20 protein-coding genes and 1 pseudogene are annotated in these 23796 nt (G+C 71.3%); 11 read left to right on the plus strand and 10 right to left on the minus strand.

Annotated elements, in window-relative coordinates; all coding sequences use genetic code 11:
• Window positions 1–3 precede the first annotated feature (3 nt).
• The 8 genes from EAO75_RS36275 (at window position 4) to EAO75_RS36310 (ending at window position 8924) form a co-directional block, all read left to right on the plus strand.
• Window positions 4–876, plus strand: a complete 873-nt coding sequence (locus tag EAO75_RS36275; protein ID WP_147999380.1) for an aldolase — start codon at window positions 4–6, stop codon at window positions 874–876.
• On the plus strand, window positions 873–1748 hold the full coding sequence (gene iolB / locus EAO75_RS36280) for a 5-deoxy-glucuronate isomerase (RefSeq protein WP_147999381.1): 876 nt from the start codon (window positions 873–875) through the stop codon (window positions 1746–1748). The genes EAO75_RS36275 and iolB (EAO75_RS36280) overlap by 4 nt, the downstream gene beginning before the upstream one ends.
• Window positions 1745–3628, plus strand: a complete 1884-nt coding sequence (iolD, locus tag EAO75_RS36285; RefSeq protein ID WP_147999382.1) for a 3D-(3,5/4)-trihydroxycyclohexane-1,2-dione acylhydrolase (decyclizing) — start codon at window positions 1745–1747, stop codon at window positions 3626–3628. The genes iolB (EAO75_RS36280) and iolD (EAO75_RS36285) overlap by 4 nt, the downstream gene beginning before the upstream one ends.
• Before the next feature lie 13 nt (window positions 3629–3641).
• Window positions 3642–5138, plus strand: a complete 1497-nt coding sequence (locus EAO75_RS36290) for a CoA-acylating methylmalonate-semialdehyde dehydrogenase (RefSeq protein WP_147999383.1) — start codon at window positions 3642–3644, stop codon at window positions 5136–5138.
• A gap of 31 nt (window positions 5139–5169) precedes the next feature.
• A complete protein-coding gene (locus tag EAO75_RS36295; RefSeq protein WP_147999384.1) occupies window positions 5170–6366 on the plus strand; it encodes a Gfo/Idh/MocA family protein in 1197 nt (398 codons plus the stop codon).
• A 27-nt stretch (window positions 6367–6393) separates the two neighbouring features.
• The gene (locus EAO75_RS36300) at window positions 6394–7392 is read left to right on the plus strand and encodes a sugar phosphate isomerase/epimerase family protein (RefSeq protein WP_147999385.1); all 999 of its coding nucleotides are present in this window, start codon (window positions 6394–6396) and stop codon (window positions 7390–7392) included.
• Between the two features lie 113 nt (window positions 7393–7505).
• Complete coding sequence (locus tag EAO75_RS36305; RefSeq protein WP_147999386.1) at window positions 7506–8504, plus strand: pyridoxal-phosphate dependent enzyme; 999 nt, start codon at window positions 7506–7508, stop codon at window positions 8502–8504.
• A 36-nt stretch (window positions 8505–8540) separates the two neighbouring features.
• Window positions 8541–8924 carry an SRPBCC domain-containing protein gene (locus tag EAO75_RS36310; protein WP_147999387.1) on the plus strand — a complete coding sequence of 128 codons (384 nt, stop codon included), beginning with the start codon at window positions 8541–8543 and terminating at the stop codon, window positions 8922–8924.
• An 87-nt stretch (window positions 8925–9011) separates the two neighbouring features.
• Here the strand turns inward: EAO75_RS36310 and EAO75_RS36315 are convergent, their stop codons facing one another.
• Together EAO75_RS36315 and EAO75_RS36320 are read right to left on the minus strand one after the other, a co-directional pair.
• Window positions 9012–9578, minus strand: coding sequence for a hypothetical protein (locus EAO75_RS36315; RefSeq protein ID WP_261989569.1), 567 nt, complete (start codon window positions 9576–9578; stop codon window positions 9012–9014).
• Between the two features lie 100 nt (window positions 9579–9678).
• Window positions 9679–10287 carry a hypothetical protein gene (locus EAO75_RS36320; RefSeq protein ID WP_147999388.1) on the minus strand — a complete coding sequence of 203 codons (609 nt, stop codon included), beginning with the start codon at window positions 10285–10287 and terminating at the stop codon, window positions 9679–9681.
• A 500-nt stretch (window positions 10288–10787) separates the two neighbouring features.
• Here EAO75_RS36320 and EAO75_RS47790 point away from each other — a divergent pair.
• A pseudogene (locus EAO75_RS47790) lies at window positions 10788–10994 on the plus strand (amino acid permease); the annotation flags it as partial.
• A 156-nt stretch (window positions 10995–11150) separates the two neighbouring features.
• On the opposite strand, the gene EAO75_RS36335 reads toward EAO75_RS47790, so the two are convergent.
• The 6 genes from EAO75_RS36335 to iolC form a co-directional block, all read right to left on the minus strand.
• Window positions 11151–12548 (minus strand): APC family permease, encoded by a 1398-nt coding sequence (locus tag EAO75_RS36335; RefSeq protein ID WP_147999389.1) that lies wholly within the window; start codon window positions 12546–12548, stop codon window positions 11151–11153.
• Between the two features lie 204 nt (window positions 12549–12752).
• On the minus strand, window positions 12753–14255 hold the full coding sequence (gene mmsA, locus EAO75_RS36340; RefSeq protein WP_147999390.1) for a CoA-acylating methylmalonate-semialdehyde dehydrogenase: 1503 nt from the start codon (window positions 14253–14255) through the stop codon (window positions 12753–12755).
• 14 nt (window positions 14256–14269) lie between these two features.
• Window positions 14270–16153 (minus strand): 3D-(3,5/4)-trihydroxycyclohexane-1,2-dione acylhydrolase (decyclizing), encoded by a 1884-nt coding sequence (gene iolD, locus EAO75_RS36345; RefSeq protein WP_147999391.1) that lies wholly within the window; start codon window positions 16151–16153, stop codon window positions 14270–14272.
• Window positions 16150–16998 (minus strand): 5-deoxy-glucuronate isomerase, encoded by an 849-nt coding sequence (iolB, locus tag EAO75_RS36350; protein ID WP_147999392.1) that lies wholly within the window; start codon window positions 16996–16998, stop codon window positions 16150–16152. Before iolB (EAO75_RS36350) ends, iolD (EAO75_RS36345) begins: the two co-directional genes overlap by 4 nt.
• Before the next feature lie 7 nt (window positions 16999–17005).
• Window positions 17006–17887, minus strand: a complete 882-nt coding sequence (locus EAO75_RS36355; RefSeq protein WP_147999393.1) for a deoxyribose-phosphate aldolase — start codon at window positions 17885–17887, stop codon at window positions 17006–17008.
• A complete protein-coding gene (gene iolC, locus EAO75_RS36360) occupies window positions 17884–18834 on the minus strand; it encodes a 5-dehydro-2-deoxygluconokinase (protein ID WP_147999394.1) in 951 nt (316 codons plus the stop codon). The genes EAO75_RS36355 and iolC overlap by 4 nt, the downstream gene beginning before the upstream one ends.
• A gap of 746 nt (window positions 18835–19580) precedes the next feature.
• On the opposite strand from iolC, the gene EAO75_RS36365 reads away from it, so the two are divergent.
• Both EAO75_RS36365 and EAO75_RS36370 read left to right on the plus strand, forming a co-directional pair.
• Window positions 19581–19781, plus strand: coding sequence for a helix-turn-helix transcriptional regulator (locus EAO75_RS36365; RefSeq protein WP_147999395.1), 201 nt, complete (start codon window positions 19581–19583; stop codon window positions 19779–19781).
• A gap of 52 nt (window positions 19782–19833) precedes the next feature.
• Window positions 19834–20400, plus strand: a complete 567-nt coding sequence (locus EAO75_RS36370; RefSeq protein WP_147999396.1) for a GNAT family N-acetyltransferase — start codon at window positions 19834–19836, stop codon at window positions 20398–20400.
• On the opposite strand, the gene EAO75_RS36375 is transcribed toward EAO75_RS36370, so the two are convergent.
• Together EAO75_RS36375 and EAO75_RS36380 are read right to left on the minus strand one after the other, a co-directional pair.
• Window positions 20381–21424, minus strand: coding sequence for a zinc-dependent alcohol dehydrogenase family protein (locus tag EAO75_RS36375; protein ID WP_147999397.1), 1044 nt, complete (start codon window positions 21422–21424; stop codon window positions 20381–20383). The two genes, EAO75_RS36370 and EAO75_RS36375, sit on opposite strands and share 20 nt — an antisense overlap.
• A 121-nt stretch (window positions 21425–21545) precedes the next feature.
• Window positions 21546–23789 carry an MMPL family transporter gene (locus EAO75_RS36380; RefSeq protein ID WP_147999398.1) on the minus strand — a complete coding sequence of 748 codons (2244 nt, stop codon included), beginning with the start codon at window positions 23787–23789 and terminating at the stop codon, window positions 21546–21548.
• Window positions 23790–23796 lie beyond the last annotated feature (7 nt).

Consider the following 23796-nt stretch of genomic DNA (forward strand, 5'->3'; position numbering starts at 1 on the left):
GACGTGCCCTCCAACAACGTGAGCCGGATCGTGGACGCCCGGGTCAACGACCCCGGCGCCATCGCGGCCGCCGCCGCACGCCGCGTGAAGGCCGGCTCGCTGCTGGGCGAGCACGGCAAGGCGATGATCATCGCCGCCGACCACCCCGCGCGCGGCGCCAACGGCGTCGGCCGAGACCCCAACGCCATGGCGGACCGCTTCGAGTTGCTTGACCGCCTGTGCGTCGCCCTGGAGCGGCCGGGTGTGACGGGCGTGCTGGGCACCGCCGACATCCTGGAGGACCTGCTGCTGCTCGGTGTCCTGGACGGCAAGAGCGTCTTCGGCTCGATGAACCGCGCCGGTCTCGCGGGCTCCGTCTTCGAGATCGACGACCGCTTCACCGGCTACGACGCCGAGACCATCGCCGCGATGGGCTTCGACGGCGGCAAGACGCTGACCCGTATCGCCCTGGGCGACCCCGCGACCCCGTCCGTCCTGGAGAACACCGCCCGTGCCGTGGACGAGCTGAACGACCGTCGGCTCATCGCCATGGTCGAGCCGTTCATCTCGGTGTGGCAGGACGGCAGGATCCGCAACGACCTGTCGACCGACGCCGTCATCAAGTCGGTCACCATCGCTTCGGGTTTGGGGCGGCGGACCGCCTACACGTGGCTCAAGCTGCCGGTCGTCGACGACATGGAGCGCGTGCTCGCCTCCTCCACGCTGCCGGCGCTGCTGCTGGGCGGCGAGGTCAAGGACGCCGACGCGGCCTTCGCCTCCTGGGGCAAGGCCCTCAAGCAGCCCACCGCACGCGGCCTGGTCGTCGGCCGGTCCCTTCTGTACCCCTCGCACGGCGATGTCGCCGGCGCGGTGGACCGGGCGGTGAGCCTGCTGTGACCTCCAAGTACCACCTTCCCAGGGGGAGTTCGGCCGACGGCCCCTACGACCTCCTGGTCACGCCCGAGTCGGCGGGCTGGGGATACTCCGGGCTCAGGATCCTGACCCTGCGGCCCGGGGAGGCGCACGCCCTGTCCACCGAGGAGTCCGAGTTCCTGGTCCTGCCGCTGACGGGCTCCTGCACCGTCACCACGGACGACAGGGCCCTCCAACTCACCGGCCGGACAGGCGTGTTCGCCTCCGCCACCGACTTCGCGTACCTCCCGCGCGAGTCGCAGGCTCTGATCAGCAGCGCGTCCGGTGGACGGTTCGCGCTGCCCTCCGCCCGTACCGAGCGGGGAGGTCAACCGGCTCGGTACGGGCGCAAGGAGGACGTCCCCGTCGAGCTGCGCGGGGCGGGCGCGTGCTCCCGGCAGGTCAACAACTACTGCCTGCCCGGGACCTTCGACGCCGAGCAGCTGCTGGTGTGCGAGGTGCTCACGCCCGGCGGCAACTGGTCCTCGTACCCGCCGCACAAGCACGACGAGGCCCGGCCCGGCGAGGAGTCGGAGCTGGAGGAGATCTACTACTTCGAGGTCTCCGGCGGCGAGAACGGCTTCGGCTACCAGCGCGTCTACGGCACTCCCGAGCGGCCGATCGACGTGCTCGCCGAGATCCGCTCCGGCGACACCGTGCTGATCCCGCACGGCTGGCACGGGCCGTCGATCGCCGCGCCCGGCTACGACCTGTACTACCTCAACGTCATGGCGGGTCCGGGCCAGGACCGCGCCTGGCTGATCTGCGACGACCCCGCCCACGGCTGGGTGCGCGGCACCTGGGACTCCCAGGACGTCGACGACCGGCTTCCCTTCGAAGGACCCGACGAGCGATGAACACCGTCCGACTGACCACCGCTCAGGCCCTGGTGCGCTTCCTGGCCAACCAGTACAGCGAGCGCGACGGCCAGGAACAGCGGCTGATCCCCGGCGTCTGGGGCATCTTCGGCCACGGCAACGTGGCCGGCATCGGCCAGGCGCTGCTCCAGGCCGCGGTGACCCAAGAGGCTGAACTGCCCTACTACCTCGCCCGCAACGAACAGGGCATGGTGCACGCCTCCGTGGCCTACGCCAAGATGCGCGACCGGCTGGCGACCTTCGCCTGCACCGCCTCGACCGGCCCCGGCTCCACGAACATGATCACCGGCGCGGCACTGGCGACCACCAACCGGCTGCCGGTCCTCCTCCTGCCCTCCGACATGTTCGCCACCCGCGCCGCCGACCCGGTGCTCCAGCAGCTGGAGGACAACCGCGGCGGGGACGTCACGGTCAACGACGCCTTCCGTGCCGTATCCAAGTACTTCGACCGCGTCTCGCGCCCCGAGCAGCTGATCCCGGCCGCGCTGGCCGCGATGCGGGTGCTGACCGATCCCGTGGAGACGGGTGCCGTGACGCTGGCGCTGCCGCAGGACGTGCAGGCCGAGGCGTACGACTGGCCGGTGGCCTTCTTCCGGCGCCGGGTGTGGCACGTGGGCCGCCCGGTGCCGGAGCCGGCCGCCGTGGAGCGCGCCGCCGCGCTGCTGCGGGGCGCGCGCAGGCCCCTGATCGTGGCCGGCGGAGGTGTCGTGTACTCCGGCGCCGAGACCGCGCTGCGCGCCTTCGCCGAGGCCACGGGCATCCCGGTCGCGGACACGCACGCCGGCAAGGGCGCGGTGCCCTGGGACCACCCGTACGCGGTCGGCGGCATCGGCTCGACCGGGTCGTACGCGGCGAACGAGCTGGCCAGGGACGCCGATGTCGTCCTCGGTATCGGCACCCGGTACAGCGACTTCACCACTGCCAGCCACACCGTCTTCGGCAACCCGGACGTCACGTTCGTCAATCTCAACGTCGCCCGGCTGGACGCCGTGAAGCACTCGGCCGAGCCGCTGGTGGCCGACGCCCGGCTCGGCATCCAGGCCCTCGCGGGAGCGCTGACGCAGTGGGAGGTGGAACCGGCGTACCGCGCGCGCTCACGTCAACTCGTCGCCCGCACCCGGGAGATCGAGGACGAGTGCTTCGCGCCCCACCGCAGCACCGGCGAACTGCCCGCCCAGACACAGGTGCTCGGCGCGCTGAACGAGGTCCTCGGCGACCGTGACGTCGTGATCAACGCGGCCGGCTCGATGCCCGGAGACCTCCAGCAGCTGTGGCGGGCGCGGGATCCGAAGGCCTACCACGTGGAGTACGCCTACTCCTGCATGGGCTACGAGGTCGCCGCCGGCGTCGGCGCGAAGATGGCCGATCCCTCGCGCGAGGTCGTCGTGCTCGTGGGCGACGGGTCGTATCTGATGATGGCTCAGGAGATCGTGACCATGGTTGCGGAGGGTCTGAAGGTCATCGTCGTCCTGGTGCAGAACCACGGCTTCGCCTCGATCGGCTCGCTGTCGCAGTCGCTCGGCTCGCAGCGGTTCGGCACGAAGTACCGCTACCGCGACGACGATTCGGGCCTCCTCGACGGCGGTGTCCTCCCCGTCGACCTGGCCGCCAACGCCGCCTCCCTCGGCGCGGACGTCCTGCACGCCACGAGCGTGGCGGAGTTCCGTACCGCGATGGAGAAGGCGAAGGCATCGGCCCACACGACGGTCGTGCACGTCGAGACCGACCTCTACGGGCCCAACCCGCCGGGCCACGGCTGGTGGGACGTCCCCGTCAGCGAGACCTCCGCCCTCGACTCCACGCGGGCCGCGTACGAGACGTACGCCGCCCACAAGCAGGCCCAGCGCCACTACCTGTAAGGACGCGTTCCCCGTGAAGACCATTCAGCACTGGATCGACGGCTCGGCCGTCCCCGGCACCGCCACGCAGCCGGTGTTCAACCCGGCCACCGGCGCCGAGCGGGCCCAGGTGGTCCTGGGCGGCGCGGCCGACGTGGACGCCGCCGTGGCGGCCGCCGCGCGCGCCTTCGAGACCTGGTCGGAGTCCTCCCTCACCCAGCGCACCCAGGTGATGTTCGCCTTCCGGCAGCTCCTCGTGGAGCACGAGGAGGAACTGGGCCGGATCATCTCCGCCGAGCACGGCAAGACGGTCGACGACGCGCGCGGCGAGATCGTGCGCGGCCGGGAGGTCGTGGAGTTCGCCTGCGGGCTGGGCGACGTGCTCAAGGGCGGCTTCTCCGACCAGGTCTCGCGCGGCATCGACGTGCACAACTTCCGTCAGCCGCTGGGCGTGGTGGCGGGCATCACGCCGTTCAACTTCCCGGCGATGGTGCCGCTGTGGATGCATCCCATCGCCATCGCGACCGGCAACACGTTCCTGTTGAAGCCCAGCGAGCGCGACCCGTCCGCGGCCAACTTCGTCGCCGGGCTGTACCAGAGGGCCGGGCTGCCGGACGGCGTGTTCAACGTCGTGCACGGCGGCAAGGACGCCGTCGACGCGATCCTCACCCACCCCGGTATCCGGGCGGTGTCCTTCGTCGGGTCGACGCCGATCGCCAAGTACGTGCACGAGAAGGCCACTTCGGCCGGGAAGCGCGTCCAGGCCCTCGGCGGCGCCAAGAACCACGCCGTCGTCCTGCCCGACGCCGACCTGGAGTTCGCCGCCGACCACATCACGGCGGGCGCATACGGCTCGGCCGGTGAGCGCTGCATGGCGCTGTCCGTCGCCGTCGCCGTGGGTGACGCGGCCGACCGGCTGGTCGAGGTGCTTCAACGCAAGGCCCGCGAGGTCAAGGTCGGTCCCGGTGACGCCCCCGGCACCGAGATGGGGCCGCTGGTCACCAAGGCGGCGCAGGAGCGCGTCGAGAACGCGGTCGGCACGGCTCAGGCGCAGGGCGCGACGGTTGTCGTCGACGGCCGTGGCCTGAAGATCGACGACCCCGCGTACGCCGGGGGCTTCTTCACCGGTCCGTCCCTCCTGGACCACGTCACCACCGGGATGGAGGCGTACCGGGAGGAGCTGTTCGGCCCGGTCCTCGCCGTCGTCCGCGTCGACACCCTCGACGCGGCGATCGACCTGATCAACGCCAATCCGTACGGCAACGGCACCGCCCTGTTCACCGCCTCCGGCGAGGCCGCCCGCCGGTTCCAGCGCCGGGTCACGGTCGGCATGATCGGCATCAACGTGCCCGTCCCGGTCCCGATGTCGTACTACTCCTTCGGCGGCTGGAAGGACTCCCTCATCGGCGACTCCCCCATCCACGGTCCCGAGGGCATCCGTTTCTACACCCGGCCGAAGGTCGTCACCACGCGCTGGCCGCAGCAGGCCCAGCAGGTGAACGCCGGCTTCGACTTCCCCACCTCCAGCTGAGATCTCCCGATCCTTTCCCGAAGGACATGCCATGACCTCGTCCAGCAAGCCGATCTCCGTCGCGGTCGTCGGAGCCGGTATGGCCGGCCGCAGCCACGCCGCCGGATATCGCAACGTCAACACGGTCTTCGGCGCCGGACTGCCGCCGGTCCGCCTGGCCGCGATCGCCGACGCCCATGCCGAACTGGGCGAGGACGCCGCCCGCCGCTACGGGTTCGAGAAGGCGCTGCCCAGCTGGGAGGCCGTCGTCGAGGACCCGACGATCGACGCCGTCAGCATCGTCGTCGGCAATTCCCTGCACCGGCCGATCGCCGAGGCGCTGGTCGCCGCGGGCAAGCACGTGCTGTGCGAGAAGCCGCTGGCCGGCTCGATGGAGGACGCGCGTGCGATGGCCGAGTTGGAGCGCACGGCCGACGTCGTGACCGCGGTCGGCTACACCTTCCGCCGTGCGCCCGGCATCGCCGCGATCCGCGAGCATGTGCGCGCCGGTGAGCTGGGTGACCCGACCCTGTTCAGCGGGCGCTACTGGTGCGACTACGCCACCGACCCGAACGGGCCGCTGAGCTGGCGGTTCAAGGGCGGTGCGGGTTCCGGCGCGCTCGGGGACGTCGGTTCACACGTCATCGACGTCGCCGAGTACGTCGCGGGGCCCATCGCCTCGGTCTCCGGCGCCTCCCTCTCGACGCAGATCACCAAGCGGCCGCTGCCGCTGGGCGCGGTCGTCGGGCACAACGCGGCGCCTGTGTCGGACGAGTTCGGTGAGGTGGAGAACGAGGACACCGCGACCTTCACCGCCCGCTTCGAGTCGGGGCTCATCGGCACGTTCTCGGTGACGCGGACAGGTTTCGGTCTGCCCAACGGCCTCTTCTTCGACGTCCTGGGCGTCGGCGGCCGGGCCGCGTTCGACCAGCACCGGCCCGCCGAGTACCTCTTCGACGACGCCCAGCCGCAGGCCCGTACGCGCGGCGCCCGTCAGGTCATCGCCGGTCCGCAGATGCCGTACTTCGCGGGTGGTGTCCCGATGGAGGCGCCGGGTGTGGGCGCAAGCAATGGCGACAACTTCACCTACCAGGCACGGGCGTTCCTCGACCAGGTCGCGGGGGTCTCCGAGCCGCTGCCGCCGTGCGCCACCTTCGCCGACGCGCTGCGGACCATGGAGATCATCCAGGCCGTCGTCGAGTCCTCCCGCAAGGACGGCGCCGCCGTCGCCGTACCGCCCGTCGCCTGACTCCCGCTTTTCAGAAGGAAGAGACTCATGGCCCTCAAGCTCGGCGCCTACACCGCCTGTCTGCACGACCGCACCCTCACCGACGCCCTCGACATCCTCAAGGAGAACGGTCTGACCTCGGTCGAGGTCAACACCGGCGGCTTCATCCCCTCCCCGCACTGCCCCGTGGACCTGCTGCTGTCCTCCGCGAAGGCGCGCGAGGAGTACCTGGCGACCTTCGCCGACCGCGGCATGGAACTGACCGGCCTCAACTGCAACGGCAACCCGCTCAACCCGCTCCCCGGGGTGGGCCCGAAGCACGCCGACGACCTGCGCCGCACCATCCGCCTGGCCGGCCTGCTCGGCATCAAGCACGTGGTGACCATGTCCGGCACCCCCGGCTCGGACCCGGACGCCAGGTACCCCTCCTGGGTCGTCAACCCCTGGGACGGCGTCTACATGGACGTCCTGGACTACCAGTGGGGCGTGGCCGTCGAGTTCTGGAGGGAGATGGACGCTCTCGCCCGGGAGAACGACGTCCGGGTGGCCATCGAGATGCACCCGCACAACCTCGTCTTCTCCCCGGTCACGCTGAAGCGTCTGGTCGACGAGGGCGGCCTGACGAACGTCGGCGCGGAGATGGACCCGTCCCACCTGATGTGGCAGGGCATGGACGTCATCGCGTCCATCAAGTGGCTGGGCCCGCTGGTCTTCCACGCCGCCGCGAAGGACGCGACGCTGTGCCCCGGCGCCGACATCCGCGGCGTGCTCGATACTTCGTTCACCCGTGTCCCGGCCGACGCCGACGGCAAGGTGCCCACCGGCTACGGCTTCTGGTGCAACGCCTGGCCGGAAAACCCGGCGTGGAAGTTCGTCGCCGTCGGCCTCGGCAACGACATCCCCTTCTGGACGCAGTTCCTGCGGGCCCTCGCCGAGATCGACCCGGACATGGCCGTGAACATCGAGCACGAGGACGCCGCGTACTCCCAGACCGAGGGGCTCGCCCTGGCGGCGAAGAACCTGCACAGCGCGGCGGCGGCGCTCTGACGAACTGATCGTCCACCGGGACCGCGAAGTCACGCACTGGCGCGACCACCTCGACCCGGTGGCGGTGTTCAACGCCCTCGGCCGGCCGACGACGGTCTGACAAGGTGGTGACCATGACCTCCGACGGCCGTACCCCAGAGCGCGCCTCACTCGGCACCTGGCCCACCCCGCTCGAACCCGCGCCGCGCCTTGCCCGTGCGCTCGGTCTCGGCCCGGACGACCTGTGGATCAAACGGGACGATCTCACCGGACTGGGCGGCGGCGGGAACAAGATCCGCAAGCTGGAGTGGCTGTGCGGCGCGGCCCTGGCCGACGGCGCGACGACCCTTGTGACCACGGGCGCGCCACAGAGCAACCACGCGCGACTGACAGCTGCGGCCGCGGCCCGACTGAGCCTGCGGGCCGTGCTCGTGCTCGCCGGCACACCCGGATCGTCGGCATCGTCGGCTCCCGGCAACCTCGCGCTGGACGGGCTCTTCGGCGCCAGGGTCGTCTGGGCGGGTTCCGCCGGTGGCGATGCGCTCGTTGCCACGGCGGCTCAGGAGGCGGAGCGGCTGCGGGGTCAGGGCGAGGTCCCGGCACTGATCCCCTTCGGCGGTTCGAGCGTGACCGGTGCACGCGGCTATGCGGAGTGTGGGCGTGAACTCCTCACGCAGGCCCCGGACTTGACCACCGTCGTCGTCGCGCTGGGCTCCGGCGGGACCATGGCCGGCCTGGTCGGCGCACTGGGTGCCGGGCGCGTCCTCGGCGTCCACTGCGGGGCCGTCTCCGACCCTGCCGGATCGGTGTCCAAGCTCGTCTCCGGACTGTCCGACGCACATCAGGCCGCCCCGGAGGCCCTGCGCCTGAGGCTCGACCAGGTGGGCGACGGATACGGCGCTCTGACCGAGCCGGTCATGTCCGCCCTGACCCTCACCGCCCGTACCGAAGGCATCGTGCTCGACCCCGTCTACACGGGGCGTGCGATGGCCGGCCTCGCCGCAGCGGCGGAGGACGGCGACATCCGGCCCGGGCAGCGCACCGTCTTCCTGCACACGGGCGGCCTGCCGGGGCTGTTCGGTCACCAGGCCACACTCACGAGAGCTCAGGCCGCACTCACCTGGGAGGACTGAGGAGACGGAGCGACGGGTCAGTCCTATGGTCGGGGCATGGAGATCTCCGAAGAGACCCTCGTCCCGGCCGACCCCGACCGCACCTGGCGGCTCGTCACCGATCCTCAGTACGTCCAGCAGTGGTACGCATTCGGCGGCGCGGACATCGAGTTGGTGCCCGGCGGTGCGATGCTCCTGCGCTGGGACGAGCACGGAGCGTTTCCCGCGAGGGTGGAGGCCGTGGACCCCGGCCACCGCTTCGCCTTCCGGTGGCTGCCGGAACCGGGCGACCTCGTCGAGATCACCCTCTCGGCTGAAGACGCCGGAACGTTGGTACGGATCACCGAGAGCGGCGCGCTGGATGACGCCGCCACCAGCGCCATGGCCTGGAGGAACTCCCTCTCGCTGCTCAGCGAGCTCGCCCAGGCCCAACAGCGGTGATCGCGCCGCACCGCCGCCGGGGCCGCCGAGGCCACCGGGCGGGCCGCCGGGCCCAGGTCCACAGAACCGGCTCGTAGCCCCCAAGCCTCAGTGGCCGGCGGCGGCTTTGACCAGAGCGACAGCCACTCCGATCGCCGCGTCGACGGCGCCCGCCAGCAGGGCGACCGTGGTGCCGTTGCCCATCCGGATGCCGCCGTAGCAGCCCCAGCCGAACAGACCGGCCACGCTGACCCCGGCCGCGGCGAACAGCGCGGTCTCCAGGTCCATCACGTCCAGGGCCGCGGAGCCGATGAGGACGAGCGGGCCGACCGCTGAAAGCAGCAGCGGGCTGCTGACCCACAGCATCCGGCGCAGCTCCGAGCCCGTGGCGACCCTGCCGTGCACCGTGCGGTGGGCCTGCTCGTCGGCGACGAGCGACGCCAGCCAGAGCCCGACCGCCGCGGTCGCCACACTGACCGCTGCCCCGGCGGGGCTGGGGTGCTCGGCCGCCGAGACGCCGATCACCACGGAGATCATGGTGATGGTCGCGTACAGCCGCTCCTTGAGCCAGCCCAGCCAATCGGCCGTGGTCCGCGGGTCGTTGCCGGCTACGCCCGCGGGCCCGCCGGCCGGGAGGGGCGGGCGCCCGGCGCCCTCGGAGTCGTCGTGGCCCATGGGGTGAGCGTAGGTGTTCGGTGCGGGAGGTCTGACGCCATGTCAGGGCGTGTTGCCGGCCGCCTGACGACCCGACCGAGGGCGCGGTACGGAGCCGACGTCATCGAGCACCGGGCGGGACGGCAAAGTACCGGTCGGGATGTCTGGGGGCTGAGTAGTCCGCGTCCAGCAGCACCTTGTCGACCCTCTTCTTGACCGCTGTCGCGCTTCTCCTCGCATGGCCGAGTTCCCCTGCGGCGGTGACGAAGAGGTCGAGGTTCTGCTCGTCCAAGGCCTTCTGGCAGTCCTGGCTGCCCTTGGACGCCTGGGCGCCGAACTGCTGCCAGAGCAGCCGAGCCTGCGGATCGGGGATCCGGAAGTAGGAGCCGTTCGCCCACCGCGCGACGTTGCTCAGGTTGGTGCAGGTGGGGCGGACCCGGCGCAGGGAGGTCATGCTCACGTCCTTGGCAGCCGCGATGGTCCGCAGCTGGGTGACGAGATAGGTGGAGTGGGCGTTGGCGTGCCAGATCAGGTAATGCCCACCGAGGCGGTACCAGGCGTACACCTGTCGCGCTCGTGTGTCGGCGGGCACCGGCGCATCGGCGACCCCTCCCCACTGCTGCGTGGATCGTTGTGCGGCCACCGGGGTGACGACCCGGACCTTCTGCCGCGCCTGCCTGGCGGTGTCCGCCGCGGCGATCCCCACCGCCGCCACGCAGAGCACGCTCACGCTGATCCGCAGAGCGCGAACCGCCCGCGGGTCATTCCTGAGGGGAAGGGATGTCCGTGCCGACCACCGTGGCGGGGACGGCAGTGCGCGCCGGCAGATTGATCCGACAGCGGCCACGGGCACGGCCAGGACGGCAGCGAGTACCAGCGTGCCGTTCACCAAGGTCAGGAACACCGGCCCGAGCAGCTGCCAGGCAGGTGTCCAAGTACAGCCGGATTCAAGGGTGTTCAGCGGTGCCACGCATCCGTCCGAAGAGACGAGCAGAAGCATCCCCGCGAGTCCCACCAGAGCCGCCGTCTCAGCCGCGATCAGCGTGCCGAGCAGCCGGTGGGGACCGCTTCTCGCTCCTGCTACCCCGGCCGCGGTCACCGTCGCGGACACCAGGGCCACGAACAGCCACGCCACATAGCTCCACACGAAAATGCCCCCGCGCTGCTGGCCTGGGCGATCGGGCCGAGCACGGTCACGCCCCGCTGGGCCGACGGCGCTCTGCCCGACACGCGCTGCTCTCCCGGCGCGGCACGCACCGGCACACCCGCGCCTGGCGGATGCCGCTGTGGCCGGCGATGCCCGTCCTGCTGATCGTGGTCCTCGGCTACATCCTCACCCAGCAGGAGACGGCGCATCTGCTGTGGACCGGCGGCATCACGGCCGCGGCCACCGTCTACTGGGCCCTGTACCTGCGCCCGCGCCGCGAGACGCGCTGGGGCGGGAGCTGGGGTGCTACGGGATGTGGGTGCTGGTCGACTCCGACAACGACGCCGCCCTCGCCACCTACCGGAGTGCGGGCGGCAAGGACGACGGGTCGTGCTCGGTGGTGACGTGGGACTTCGGCTGACGGCCGGGCGGCCATCCGCCGGCGGTCAGTCCCGCCCGTCCTGCGGGACCGTCACCAGCCAGCGCGTCTCGCGGCGCGGGCGCAGGTACAGGGCCCAGTAGACGGTGGCCGCGGCCGTGATGCCGCCGGTCCACAGCAGATGCGCCGTCTCCTGCTGGGTGAGGATGTAGCCGAGGACCACGATCAGCAGGACGGGCATCGCCGGCCACAGCGGCATCCGCCAGGCGCGGGTGTGCCGGTGCGTGCCGCGCCGGGAGAGCAGCGCGGCGACCGCGACGAGCAGGTACATGCCGGTCACCGAGACCCCCGTGACGCCGTACAGGGTGTCGAGGTTGACGAAGCACAGGGCCGCGCCGGGCACGCCGACCGCGAGGGTGGCGACCCACGGGGAGCCGAAGCGACCGAGCTTGGCCAGGACGTTGTTGACCGGCTCGGGCCAGGCCTTGTCGCGGGCCGAGGCGAACAGCACGCGGGAGTTCTGGATGACCATCACGATGCCGGCGTTGATGATCGCGAGGGCCACGCAGAGGCTGACGAAGGTGCCGACCGCGGAGTTGGACCAGGCGGTGACCATGCCGGAGATGTCCCCGCCGGTCAGCTCCTGAAGGTTCGACGCGCCGAGGGTGATGGCGACGACCGGGACCAGGATGATCACGGCGGAGATGCCGAGGGTGGCCAGCACCGTGCGGGCGACGTTGCGGCGCGGGTTCTCCATCTCCTCCGAGAGGTAGACGGCGGTCGAGAAGCCCTGGGTGACGAAGAGGGCGATGGCGAGCCCGGAGACGATCAGCAGAGCCGTCACGGCGTCCGTACGGCCGTCCGCGCCGGCCACGTCCATCGAGACCAGGCTGCCGGGACCACGCTCGGCGTGGGCGAAGCCCAGCACCGCCACGACGGCCGCGGCGATGACCTCCAGGACCAGGAAGACGCCGGTGATCCAGGCGTTGGCGCGCAGGTCCAACAGGCCGGCGAGGGTGGCGAGGAGCATGACGCCGGCCCCGGTCATGGCCGGGTCGAGGTGGACGATCGGGGCGAGGTAGTCGGCCGTGCCCATCGCGATCACCGGCGGGACGACCATGACGACCAGCAGCGACAGCACGAACACGAGCCAGCCCGCGAGCCGTCCGGCCAGCGTGGAGACCATCGCGTACTCGCCGCCCGCGCTGGGGATGAGGGTGCCCAGCTCCGAGTAGCAGAACGCCACGGCGATACAGAGCAGGGAACCGATGGCGATGGTGAGGGCGGTGGCGGTGCCGAGCGAGCCGAACAGGTCGGGGACGACCACGAAGAGGGTGGAGGCGGGGGTCACGCAGGAGAGCGTGAGCAGGGTGCCGCCGACCACGCCGATGGAGCGCTTGAGCTTCTGGGGGCCGTGAGACGCCTCGACGACGGCGCCCTCGACGGGGGTGAGGGTGTCGGTCACGAGGGGGATGCAACATCGACGGAAACCATCGCGTCAATGGGTGTTCACCTACGGAATTCGTGGCGAGAGGTCATCCTGGCACGCGTTAACGTCGCGTCAAGGCTGCGTACTGGGCGCCTTCCGGGCGTGCGGGAACCGCAGCGCGGGCGCGCAAAAAAATGGGGCCGTCCGCGATGCGGACGGCCCCTGACGGTCGGCTGGGCGTCAGTGGTTGCGCGGGAACCCGAGGTCGACGCCGGTGGGGGCGTCGGCCGGGTCGGGCCAGCGGGTGGTGACGACCTTGCCGCGGGTGTAGAAGTGCGTGCCGTCGTTGCCGTAGATGTGGTGGTCGCCGAAGAGCGAGTCCTTCCAGCCACCGAAGCTGTGGTAGCCGACGGGGACCGGGATCGGGACGTTCACGCCGACCATGCCGGCCTCGATCTCCAGCTGGAAGCGGCGGGCGGCGCCGCCGTCCCGGGTGAAGATCGCGGTGCCGTTGCCGAACGGCGAGGCGTTGATGAGGGCCACACCCTCCTCGTAGGTCTCGGCGCGCAGCACGCACAGCACCGGGCCGAAGATCTCGTCCTGGTACGCCTTCGCGCTGGTCGGGACCTTGTCGAGGAGCGAGAGGCCGATCCAGTGGCCGTCCTCGAAGCCGTCGACGGTGTAGCCGGTGCCGTCCAGGACCACCTCGGCGCCCTCGGCCGCGGCGCCGGTGACGTAGGAGGCCACCTTGTCGCGGTGGACCTTGGTGATCAGCGGGCCCATCTCGGAGGTCGGGTCGTTGCCGGGACCGATCTTGATCTTCTCGGCGCGCTCGCGGATCTTCTCGACCAGCTCGTCGCCGATCGAACCGACGGCCACGACCGCGGAGATGGCCATGCAGCGCTCGCCCGCGGAGCCGTAGGCGGCCGACACGGCGGCGTCGGCCGCGGCGTCCAGGTCGGCGTCGGGCAGGACCAGCATGTGGTTCTTGGCGCCGCCGAGCGCCTGGACGCGCTTGTGGTTCGCGGCGGCGGTGGTGTGGATGTAGCGGGCGATCGGGGTCGAGCCGACGAAGGAGACGGCCTTGACGTCGGGGTGCTCCAGGAGGCGGTCGACGGCCACCTTGTCGCCGTGCACGACGTTGAAGACGCCGTCCGGCAGACCGGCCTCCGCGAGCAGCTCGGCGAGCTTCATCGACGCCGACGGGTCCTTCTCGGACGGCTTCAGCACGAAGGTGTTGCCGCACGCGATGGCCAGCGGGAACATCCACATCGGCACCATGGCCGGGAAGTTGAACGGCGTGATGCCAGCGACGACGCCGAGCGGCTGACGGAGAGAGGACACGTCCACCCGCGAGGCGACCTCGGTCGACAGCTCACCCTTCAGCTGCACGGTGATCCCGCACGCCAGGTCGACGATCTCCAGGCCGCGCGCGACCTCACCGAGCGCGTCCGAGTGCACCTTGCCGTGCTCGGCGGTGATCAGCTCCGCGATCTCGTCCCGGTGCGCGTCCAGCAGCGCCCGGAACTTGAACAGGATCGAGGTGCGCCTGGCCAGCGAGGACTGGCCCCAGGAGAGGTAGGCGTCCTTCGCGGCGGCGACCGCCGCGTCCACCTCGTCGACCGAGGCGAAGGCGACCTTCGTGGTGACCGCGCCGGTCGCCGGGTCGGTGACCGGCCCGAACGTGCCCGACGCGCCTTCGACGGACTTGCCGCCGATCCAGTGGTTGACGATCTTCGTCATGACCGGTTACTCCTTCACAGATGGCGGCGTCGGGTCGAGACGTGCCGTTCGTACAGCTCCCGTGCCTTGACCGCCGACGGTCGCGTCGCGGTCTCGGCCACAGGAACATCCCACCAGGCCTGCGCGGGTGGCGGGCCCGACACTGTGTCTGCCGTTTGGGTCTCGACGTAGACACATGTGGGAGTGTCCGCGGCGCGGGCCTCGGCGAGCGCCTCCCGCAGATCGCTCACGGTCTTCGCACGCAGCACCCGCATGCCCAGGCTGGCGGCGTTGGCGGCCAGGTCGACGGGGAGCGGGGCGCCCGTGAACGTGCCGTCGTCCGCGCGGTGGCGGTACGCCGTGCCGAAGCGCTCGGCGCCCGTCTCCTCCGACAGGCCGCCGATGGACGCGTACCCATGGTTCTGCACGAGCAACACCTTGATCGCGACGCCCTCCTGCACGGCGGTCACGATCTCCGTCGGCATCATCAGATACGTGCCGTCGCCGACCAGCGCCCAGACGTGGCGCTCGGGAGCGGCCAGCTTCACGCCGATCGCGGCCGGGATCTCGTAGCCCATGCAGGAGTAGCCGTACTCCAGGTGGTACTGGTCCCGCGAGCGTGCCCGCCACATCTTGTGCAGGTCGCCGGGGAGGGAACCGGCCGCGTTGATGATCACGTCCGACTCGTCCACGATGGCGTCCAGCGCGCCCAGGACCTGCGGCTGCGTCGGCCGTACGTCGGGCTCGTCGGCCTCGTAGCAGGCGTCGACGCGCTGCTCCCAGCGTTCCTTGTCCTCGGTGTACTCGGCGCTGTAGCTGTCGGCGACCCGGTACGCGTGCATGTCCAGGGCCGCGGTCAGCTCCATCAGGCCGCTGCGGGCGTCCGCGATCAGCGGCATACCGGCGAGCTTGTGGCCGTCGAAGGGCGCGATGTTGAGGTTGAGGAAGCGGACGCCGTCGGCGGCGAAGAGGGTGCCGGAGGCGGTGGTGAAGTCGGTGTACCTCGTCCCCACTCCGATCACCAGGTCGGCGGTGCGGGCGAGTTCGTCGGCGGTGGCGGTGCCGGTGTGGCCGACTCCGCCGACGTCCTGGGGGTGGTCGAAGCGCAGGGAGCCCTTGCCGGCCTGGGTGGAGGCGACGGGGATGCGGGTGACCTCGGCGAACTCGGCGAGGGCCTCCTCGGCGCGGCTGTGGTGGACACCGCCGCCCGCGATGACGAGCGGGCGACGGGCGCCGCGGATCGCCCGTACGGCCTCGGCGAGTTCGGTCGGGTCGGCGCCCGGCCGGCGGACCACCCAGGTGCGCTCGGCGAAGAACTCGTCGGGCCAGTCGTACGCCTCGGCCTGCACGTCCTGCGGGAGCGCCAGCGTCACGGCGCCGGTCTCGACGGGGTCGGTGAGCACCCGCATGGCTTGGAGAGCCGACGGGATCAAGGCTTCGGGACGGGTGACCCGGTCGAAGTATCTCGACACGGGGCGCAGGCAGTCGTTGACGCTGATGTCGCCCGCGTACGGCACTTCGAGCTGCTGGAGGACCGGGTCGGCGGGGCGGGTGGCGAAGACGTCACCGGGGAGGAGCAGGACCGGGAGGTGGTTGACGGTGGCGAGGGCGGCGCCGGTGACGAGGTTGGTCGCGCCGGGGCCGATGGACGTGGTCACCGCGTGGGTGGACAGCCGGTTGGACTGCCGGGCATAACCGACGGCCGCGTACACCATCGCCTGTTCGTTGCGGCCCTGGTGGTACGGCATGACATCGCCGTACTCGATGAGCGCCTGGCCGATCCCGGCGACGTTGCCGTGGCCGAAGATGCCCCAGGTCGCGTCGATCAGGCGCCGGCGTACGCCGTCGCGCTCGGTGTACTGGGCGGACAGGAAGCGGACGAGCGCCTGTGCGACCGTGAGCCTCGTCGTTGAGGTCATCGGTACCCCTCTGTGCTCTCTACGTGGTCCGGATGGAAGCAGATCCGCCACTCCCGGGTCTCCCCCGGACCGGCCATGACATTGAGGTAGTACATGTCGTGGCCGGGTTGAGCGATCGACGGGCCGTGCCAACCGTCGGGGACGAGCACGGCGTCACCGGAGCGGACCTCCGCGAGGACATCGGATCCGCCCTCACGCGAGGGGAATACGCGCTGATAGCCGAAACCGTTCGGGCCGTCGATCTCGAAGTAGTAGATCTCCTCCAGCTCGGATTCCTCGCCGGGCCGCGTCTCGTCGTGCTTGTGCGGCGGGTAAGAGGACCAGTTGCCGCCGGGAGTGATCACCTCGACGGCGATCAGCCGGTCGCAGTCGAACGCGTCGGCGGAGGCGAAGTTGCGGACCCGTCGCAGGCAGGTGCCGCTGCCGCGTTCCTCGACGGGTACCTCCGGCGCGGGGCCGTAGCGGGCGGGGAGTCTTCGCTCGCACTTCGCTCCTGCCAAAGCAAAGCGGCCACCCGCGCCGGAGGCGATCTGTGCCCGGGCGTCACGGGGCACGTAGGCGAAGTCGGTGACTCCACTGAATACGCTGCCCCTGCCCAGGAGTTGGTATTTCTCGTTCTCGATGTCCACGGTGCATCCGCCGTTCAGCGGAAGCACGATCCATTCACTGTCGCCGGTGGTGAACATATGGGTGCCACCGGGCTCCAGTTCCACGATCCGCAGGCTGCTGTGGGTCCACCCGGCCCGCTTGGGGTCGATGTCGAGCACGTAGTTGACATCGGCGGTGGTGCCCCTCGGGACATACAGTGCGTTGCTCGTCCCGGTGCGCGGCTCGCGGTTCGTCATCAGGCCCTCACAGCAGTCCTACGGCGGTGTCGACGGCGGCGGCCACATCCCCGTCCGCCGGGTAGAGCAACGATCGGCCCACCACCAGGCCCCGCACGGTGGGCAGTTGCAGAGCGCCCCGCCACTTCTCGTATGCCCCGTCCTGGTCGTCGCCGACCTCGCCGCCGAGGAGGACGGCCGGGAGGGTCGAGGTCTGCATGACCTCTGCCATGTCGTCGGGGTTGTCGGTGACCGGGAGCTTCAGCCAGGTGTAGGCCGAGGTGCCGCCGAGGCCGGAGGCGATGGCGATGGACCTGGTCACGGCCTCGGCGGACAGGTCGTTCCTGACCTTGCCCTCGGCGGTGCGGCTGCTGATGAAGGGCTCGACGAAGACCGGGAGTCGGCGTGCGGCCATGTCGTCGATGGCGCGGGCGGTGGACTCCAGCGTGGTGAGGGAGCCCGGGTCGTCGTAGTCGACGCGCAGCAGCAGCTTGCCGGCGTCGAAGCGCAGCCGCTCGATGTCCTCGGCGCGGTGGCCGGTGAAGCGGTCGTCGAGCTCGAAGCTCGCGCCCTGCAGGCCGCCGCGGTTCATCGAGCCCATGACGACCTTGCCGTCGAGGGCGCCGAGCAGCAGCAGGTCGTCGAGGATGTCGGCGGTGGCGAGGACGCCGTCGACCCCGGGGCGGCCGAGCGCCAGGCAGAGGCGTTCGAGCAGGTCGGCGCGGTTGGCCATGGCCAGCCCCCGGCCTCCGACGCCGAGGGCGCCGCGGGCCGGGTGGTCGGCGGCGACGATCATCAGGCGGCCGTTGTCGCCCAGGAACGGCCGGCGCGGGCGGCGGGCGGCGGCCTCCGCGACCGCCTCGGGGCGCTGGGTGCGCAGGCGGACCAGTTCGGCGATGTCGACGCTCACTTGACGGCCCCCGCAGCGATCGCGGCCTCGATCTCGTCGGGCGTCGGCATCGCGGAGGAGCACTCCAGGCGGGAGGCGACGATGGCTCCGGCGGCGTTGGCGTGCCGCATGATCTTCTCCAGGTCCCAGCCTTCGAGGAGCCCGTGGCAGAGGGAGCCGCCGAAGGCGTCACCGGCGCCGAGACCGTTGAGGACGTTCACGGGCAGCGGCGGCACCTCGGCCTGGTCGCCCTTGCTGTTGACGGCGAGGACGCCCTTGGGACCCTGTTTGACGACGGCGATCTCGACTCCGGCGTCGAGGAGCGCACGGGCGGCGGCGTGGGGCTCGCGGACGCCGGTCGCGACCTCCACCTCGTCGAGGTTGCCGACGGCGACGGTGGTGTGCTTGAGCGCTTCCGCGTAGAAGGGTCGGGCCGCCTCGGGGTTACTCCAGAACATGGGGCGCCAGTCGAGGTCGAAGACCGTGATGCCGGACTTGGCGCGGTGGGCGAGGGCCGCGAGCGTCGCCGTTCGGCTGGGCTCCTCGCTCAGGCCGGTGCCGGTGACCCAGAAGACGCGGGTGTCGCGGATGGCGTCCAGGTCGAGCTCATGGGCGTCGATCTCCAGGTCCGGGGCCTTGGGCTGCCGGTAGAAGTACAGCGGGAAGTCGTCCGGCGGGAAGACCTCGCAGAAGGTGACCGGGGTGGGCAGGCCGGGGACCGGGGTGACCCAGCGGTCGTCGACGCCGAAGCCCTGGAGGGCCTGGTGGAGGTAGGTGCCGAAGGGGTCGTCGCCGGTGCGGGTGATCACCGCGGTCTGCCGTCCCAGGCGGGCGGCCGCGACCGCGACGTTCGTCGCCGAGCCGCCGAGGAACTTGCCGAAGGACGTGACCTGCGGCAGCGGGACGCCGGTCTGCAACGGGTAGAGGTCCACTCCGATCCGCCCCATGGTGATCAGGTCGTACGCCATCGGCTTCCCTTGTCTCCCTTGTCACGGCTCTTGCGCCGACGCCGGCACGCGCGCTCGCGGTGCGTCGGGGTCTCTCCGGCTTTGTAGCCCCGGTCGGGGAGGCCTGTCAATGTTTTGTCCAGACATTCGAACCAGCGCGGCGCCCTCCGGGGGGAGGCCGGGCGCCCAGGGGGGGTGCCGGGTTCCGTTTGTGGGCGGGTGCGGGTTTGTGTGTGGCTTGTCGCGCCCGCGCGGCGGAGCCGCAAATCCACAACAGCCCCGCGCCCCTGTGGGGCGCGTTGCAGCATGGGGGGATGACAAGTGCCGTGCGGTTGCGGCCCGGGGTGATCAGTTATCGCGGGATCAGGCTCGCGTTGGCGCGGCCTCGACAGCGACTGGAAGTGCCGATCGGGGCGATAGGGGTACCCCCTGCTCGAGCGAAGTCGAGAGCTCGGGGAAGGGTCCGGCCCACCGTTGCGTCGCCCCCCGGCTCACCGTTGCCTTGCCTCCGGTCAGGCGCTGGTTGTCAACGCGCCGCGCCCTCGCGCCCGCGCGCGCCTATGCGTCACCTGTGTCACAAAGGCGCGTTTCTCGTCACACATGTCCCGTGTACGCAGGTGTTGCGTCACACCCGCGCACAGCCCCGGTCTCCTTCTCACCGTGCGTCGTTGAGCGGACACAGGCTTTGTGATCGCCAGCGCAGCGCACGGTCCCCCCGACGACCAGCCCCCGGTCGCCGCCGCGGCGCGCGCGGGGAGGTGCAGCTGATGACCGACCGAATGCTCTGGTCGTACAAGGAGATCGCCGCGCACATCAAGGTGCAGCCCGACACCGTCCGGTCCTACCGCAAGCACGGGCTGCTGCCGCCGCCGGACCATGTCGAGGGCGGCAAGCCCTTCTGGTACGCCGACACCGTCCGCGCCTGGGTGGCCTCCCGGCCCGGCAACCGCGGCCGAAGAGTGGATTGACCTCCCGGAAAACCACCTGTGCCCCACCCGGTGTGTGGGGCACAGTCGTGCCATGAGCGACTTCTCCGTCAAGCCCGTACTCACCGGCGACCGGACCGTGCTGCGACCCTTCACCGAGGCCGACGCCGAGACGATGTGGGAGATCATCGGTGACCCCGAGGTGGAGCGCTTCACCGGGGAGTCGCCCGCCGAGCTCACCCCCGAGCGGGTGCGAGCCTGGTACGGATCCCGCAGCGCCCAGCCCGACCGCCTCGACCTCGCCGTCACCGACCGTGCCACCGGCGAACTCGTCGGCGAGGTCGTGCTGTACGAGTGGGATCCGCAGGCCCGCAGCTGCACCTTCCGCACCCTGATCGGCCCGGGCGGTCGCGGGCGGGGAATCGGCACCGAGGCGACCCGCCTGATCATTGGCCACGGTTTCGGTCAACTCGGGCTGCATCGGATCCAGTTGGAGGCGTACTCCTACAACCGCCGCGCCCTGCACGTCTACGAGAAGGTCGGGTTCGCGACGGAAGGGATACGGCGGGAGATCGAGCTGAGGGACGGCGAGTGGGTCGACGAGGTCATGATGGCGCTCCTCGACCACGAGTGGGCCGCCCTCAGCTCCACGGCTCGATGACCGTCACCCCCGCCCCCGGCGCCGTCCCGAGCGCGGTCAGCGCAGCCGGCACTGCGTCCAACGGGATCGTCGACGTCACCAGCAGATCCGGCCGCAGCACCCCCGCCCGGACCAGCTCCAGCATCGGCGGGTAGGTGTGGGCGGCCATGCCGTGGCTGCCCAGGAGTTCGAGCTCCAGGGCGATCGCGCGGGCCATCGGGACCGGGGTCGTGCCGGACTCCGAGGGCAGCAGGCCGACCTGGATGTGCCGGCCCCGGCGGCGCAGCCCGTTGACGGAGGCGGCGCAGGTGGCGGGCGAGCCGAGGGCGTCCAGGGAGAGATGGGCTCCGCCGCCGGTGAGGTCGTGGATCGCCGCCGCCGTGTCGGGCACGCTCGACGCGTCCACGCACTGCGCGGCCCCGAACTTCCGCGCCAGGTCCAGGGCCCGGGGTGAGACGTCCACCGCGACGACCCGCGCGCCCGAGGCCGCCGCGATCATCACCGCCGACAGGCCCACCCCGCCACAGCCGTGCACCGCGACCCACTCCCCCGCCGCGACCCGGCCCTGCTGCACGACCGCCCGGAACGCGGTGGCGAACCGGCAGCCCAGCGAGGCCGCCGTCGCGAAGGACATCTCCTCCGGCACGGCGACGAGGTTGACGTCGGCGTGGTCCAGCGCGACGTACTGGGCGAAGGAGCCCCAGTGGGTGAAGCCGGGCTGGGTCTGGCGCTCGCACACCTGCTGATCGCCCGCCGCACACGCCGCGCAGCTCCCACAGGCGCACACGAAGGGCACGGTGACCCGGTCGCCGGGGCGCCAGCCGGTCACCCTCTTGCCCACCGACTCGACGACACCGGCGAGTTCATGGCCGGGCACATGCGGCGGCGTGATGTCCGCGTCGTGCCCCTGCCAGCCGTGCCAGTCACTGCGGCACAGCCCCGTCGCCTCGACCCGGACCACGACCCCGTGCTCCTTCGGCTCCGGATCGGTGACCTCCCGCACCTCGGCCGGCTCCCCGAACCGCTCGAACACGACGGCACGCATCCGCCCCACCTCACCTTCCGTCCCGCCCGGCAATCCCGGCACCGCACGGAGGTGATCCCCGTACGGCCCGGGGGTGATCCCCGCGCCGCCCGGCACAGAGATCACCCGTCCGACGGGAACGCTAGCCGGGCACCGCCACCTTGTCCCGCTCCTGCGTATCCGCCGGCTCCGGCTCCCCGCCCGACTCGCTCAGCCCGAACCTGTCATGGAGCCGCCTGAGCGGTCCCGGCGCCCACCAGGTCGCCRGCCCCGTCAGACGCATCACCGCCGGGACCAGCAGGCTGCGGACGATCATCGCGTCCATGACCACCGCCAGGGCGATGCCGAGGCCGAGCATCTTGGTGTTGGTCACCCGGGAGGTGCCTATCGCGACCATCACCACCGCGAGGATCACGGCGGCCGCGGTGATCAGGCCGCCCGTGCGCTGCAGGCCGTGCCGCACCGCCTGGTCGTGGTCGCCCGTCGCGTCGTACTCCTCCTTGATGCGGGACAGCAGGAACACGCCGTAGTCCATCGACAGGCCGAAGGCGACGCAGAACATCAGCACCGGCAGGGTCGTCTCGATGGAGCCGGGACTGGTGAAGCCGAGCAGGCCGGAGAGATGGCCGTCCTGGAAGACCCAGACCACCGCGCCGAACATCGCCGTCAGGCTGAGCGCGTTGAGCACCACCGCCTGGATCGGGATCAGCAAGCTGCCAGTCAGCAGGAACACCAGCAGCAGGGTGACGATCGCGATGAACGCGGCCGCGAGCGGCAGACGCTCGGCTATCGCGTCCTTGGAGTCGACCAGGACCGCCGCCGCGCCGGTCACCTTGGTGTCGAACGGCGCCTCGGTGGCGCGCAGATCGTCGACCAGGCCCTGGGCCGGGTCGTCCACCGCCTCGCCCTTCGGCAGCACCGTGAAGTACGCCGACTCGCCCTTCACCAGCGGCCCGTCGACCCGGAGCACCTCCGGGAGCGCGGCGATGCGTTCCTTGTAGTCGGCGTACTGCGCCTGAGTGGCCCGCCCCTCGGCGAGCACCTCCAGGCCGCCGCCGGGGCTGCCCGGGAAGCCGTCGCGGATGTGCTGCTGCACGACATGGGACTCGGCGCTCGACGGCAGCTGGCGGTCGTCCGCCGTGCCGAACTTCACGCCCAGGAAGGGCAGTCCGAGCAGGACCAGGACGGCGGTGGTGCCGAGGGCGAAGAAGGGGGCGCGGCGCATGACGAGGCTCGCCGTGCGGGCCCAGGCCCTGCCCTCCGTCGCACCGGCCGCCTGACCGGAGTCCTGCTGAGCGGCGCCCTTCGCCCGCCCGCGCCGGAACAGGCGCCGCAGGTCCAGGGCGTTGACCCGGTGGCCGAGCAGGACCAGGGCCGCCGGCAGCAGAATCAGTGCGGCCGCCGCGGCGAGCAGCACCACCGCGATCCCGGCGTAGGCGAAGGACCGCAGGAAGTACTGCGGGAAGAGCAGCATCGCCGCCAGTGACACCGCGACCGTCAGGGCCGAGAACAGGACCGTGCGTCCGGCGGTGCGCAAGGTGGTGCCGACCGCCGGCAGGGGTTCGGCGCCGGTGGCGAGTTCCTCCCGGAAGCGGCGGACGATGAACAGTGCGTAGTCGACGGCGAGGCCGAGGCCGAGGGCCGTGGTGAGGTTCATCGCGAAGACCGACACGTCGGTGAACTCGGTCAGGCCGCGCAGCACCGCGTTCGTGCCGAGGATGGCGACGATGCCGATGCCGAGCGGCAGCAGGGCCGCGACCGCGCTGCCGAAGACCATCACCAGCAGCACCAGAGTGACCGGCAGCGCGATCACCTCGGCCCGAATCAGGTCCTCCTGGATGGTCGTCTGCATCTCGTGCCGCACCGCGACCGGGCCGCCGACGCTCACCTCCACCGGGCCGTGCGCGCCCCGGAACTCGGGCGCGATGCGGTCCAGGGTCTCCCCCATCTGCTTCTCTTCGCCGGTGATCCGGGCGGCGATCAGCGCCTCATGGCCGTCCTCGGCACGCAGGGCCGGGGCCGCCGAGGGGGCGGCCTGCCAGTAGGAGCCGACGCCTATGACGCCCTTCTCGCCGGCCAGGCGGGCCACGAGACGCCGCGCCTCGGCGGCGACCGCCGGGTCGTCCACCGACGCGTCGCCCGCGTCCACGAGGAGCAGGAGATTGGGCTGGGAGGCGGGGAACTCGCGCTCCAGCGCCTTGGTCGCGTAGGTCGACTCGGCGTCCGGGTCCTCCCAGCCGCCGCTCCCCAGACGGTCGGCGACGCCGCTGCCGGCCAGCACGGCGAGCGCGGTGATCACCAGGGCCACCAGCAGCGACAGCCGAGGGCGTGCCGTCACGAAGCGGGTCCAGCCTCCCACTCGGGGTGGCCTGTTGACTTCGGTCATTGTGCGG

This window comes from Streptomyces sp. UW30 (assembly GCF_008042075.1).
Taxonomy (GTDB): Bacteria; Actinomycetota; Actinomycetes; order Streptomycetales; family Streptomycetaceae; genus Streptomyces.

What these genes read in the sequence shown, in the direction of transcription:
- iolD (WP_147999382.1), top strand. Translation starts at nt 1,745, where the DNA reads ATGAACACCGTCCGACTGACCACCGCTCAGGCCCTGGTGCGCTTCCTG.
- EAO75_RS36295 (WP_147999384.1), top strand. Translation starts at nt 5,170, where the DNA reads ATGACCTCGTCCAGCAAGCCGATCTCCGTCGCGGTCGTCGGAGCCGGT.
- EAO75_RS36300 (WP_147999385.1), top strand. Translation starts at nt 6,394, where the DNA reads ATGGCCCTCAAGCTCGGCGCCTACACCGCCTGTCTGCACGACCGCACC.
- EAO75_RS36305 (WP_147999386.1), top strand. Translation starts at nt 7,506, where the DNA reads ATGACCTCCGACGGCCGTACCCCAGAGCGCGCCTCACTCGGCACCTGG.
- EAO75_RS36310 (WP_147999387.1), top strand. Translation starts at nt 8,541, where the DNA reads ATGGAGATCTCCGAAGAGACCCTCGTCCCGGCCGACCCCGACCGCACC.
- EAO75_RS36315 (WP_261989569.1), bottom strand. Translation starts at nt 9,578, where the DNA reads ATGGGCCACGACGACTCCGAGGGCGCCGGGCGCCCGCCCCTCCCGGCC.
- mmsA (WP_147999390.1), bottom strand. Translation starts at nt 14,255, where the DNA reads ATGACGAAGATCGTCAACCACTGGATCGGCGGCAAGTCCGTCGAAGGC.
- iolD (WP_147999391.1), bottom strand. Translation starts at nt 16,153, where the DNA reads ATGACCTCAACGACGAGGCTCACGGTCGCACAGGCGCTCGTCCGCTTC.
- iolB (WP_147999392.1), bottom strand. Translation starts at nt 16,998, where the DNA reads ATGACGAACCGCGAGCCGCGCACCGGGACGAGCAACGCACTGTATGTC.
- iolC (WP_147999394.1), bottom strand. Translation starts at nt 18,834, where the DNA reads ATGGCGTACGACCTGATCACCATGGGGCGGATCGGAGTGGACCTCTAC.
- EAO75_RS36365 (WP_147999395.1), top strand. Translation starts at nt 19,581, where the DNA reads ATGACCGACCGAATGCTCTGGTCGTACAAGGAGATCGCCGCGCACATC.
- EAO75_RS36370 (WP_147999396.1), top strand. Translation starts at nt 19,834, where the DNA reads ATGAGCGACTTCTCCGTCAAGCCCGTACTCACCGGCGACCGGACCGTG.
- EAO75_RS36375 (WP_147999397.1), bottom strand. Translation starts at nt 21,424, where the DNA reads ATGCGTGCCGTCGTGTTCGAGCGGTTCGGGGAGCCGGCCGAGGTGCGG.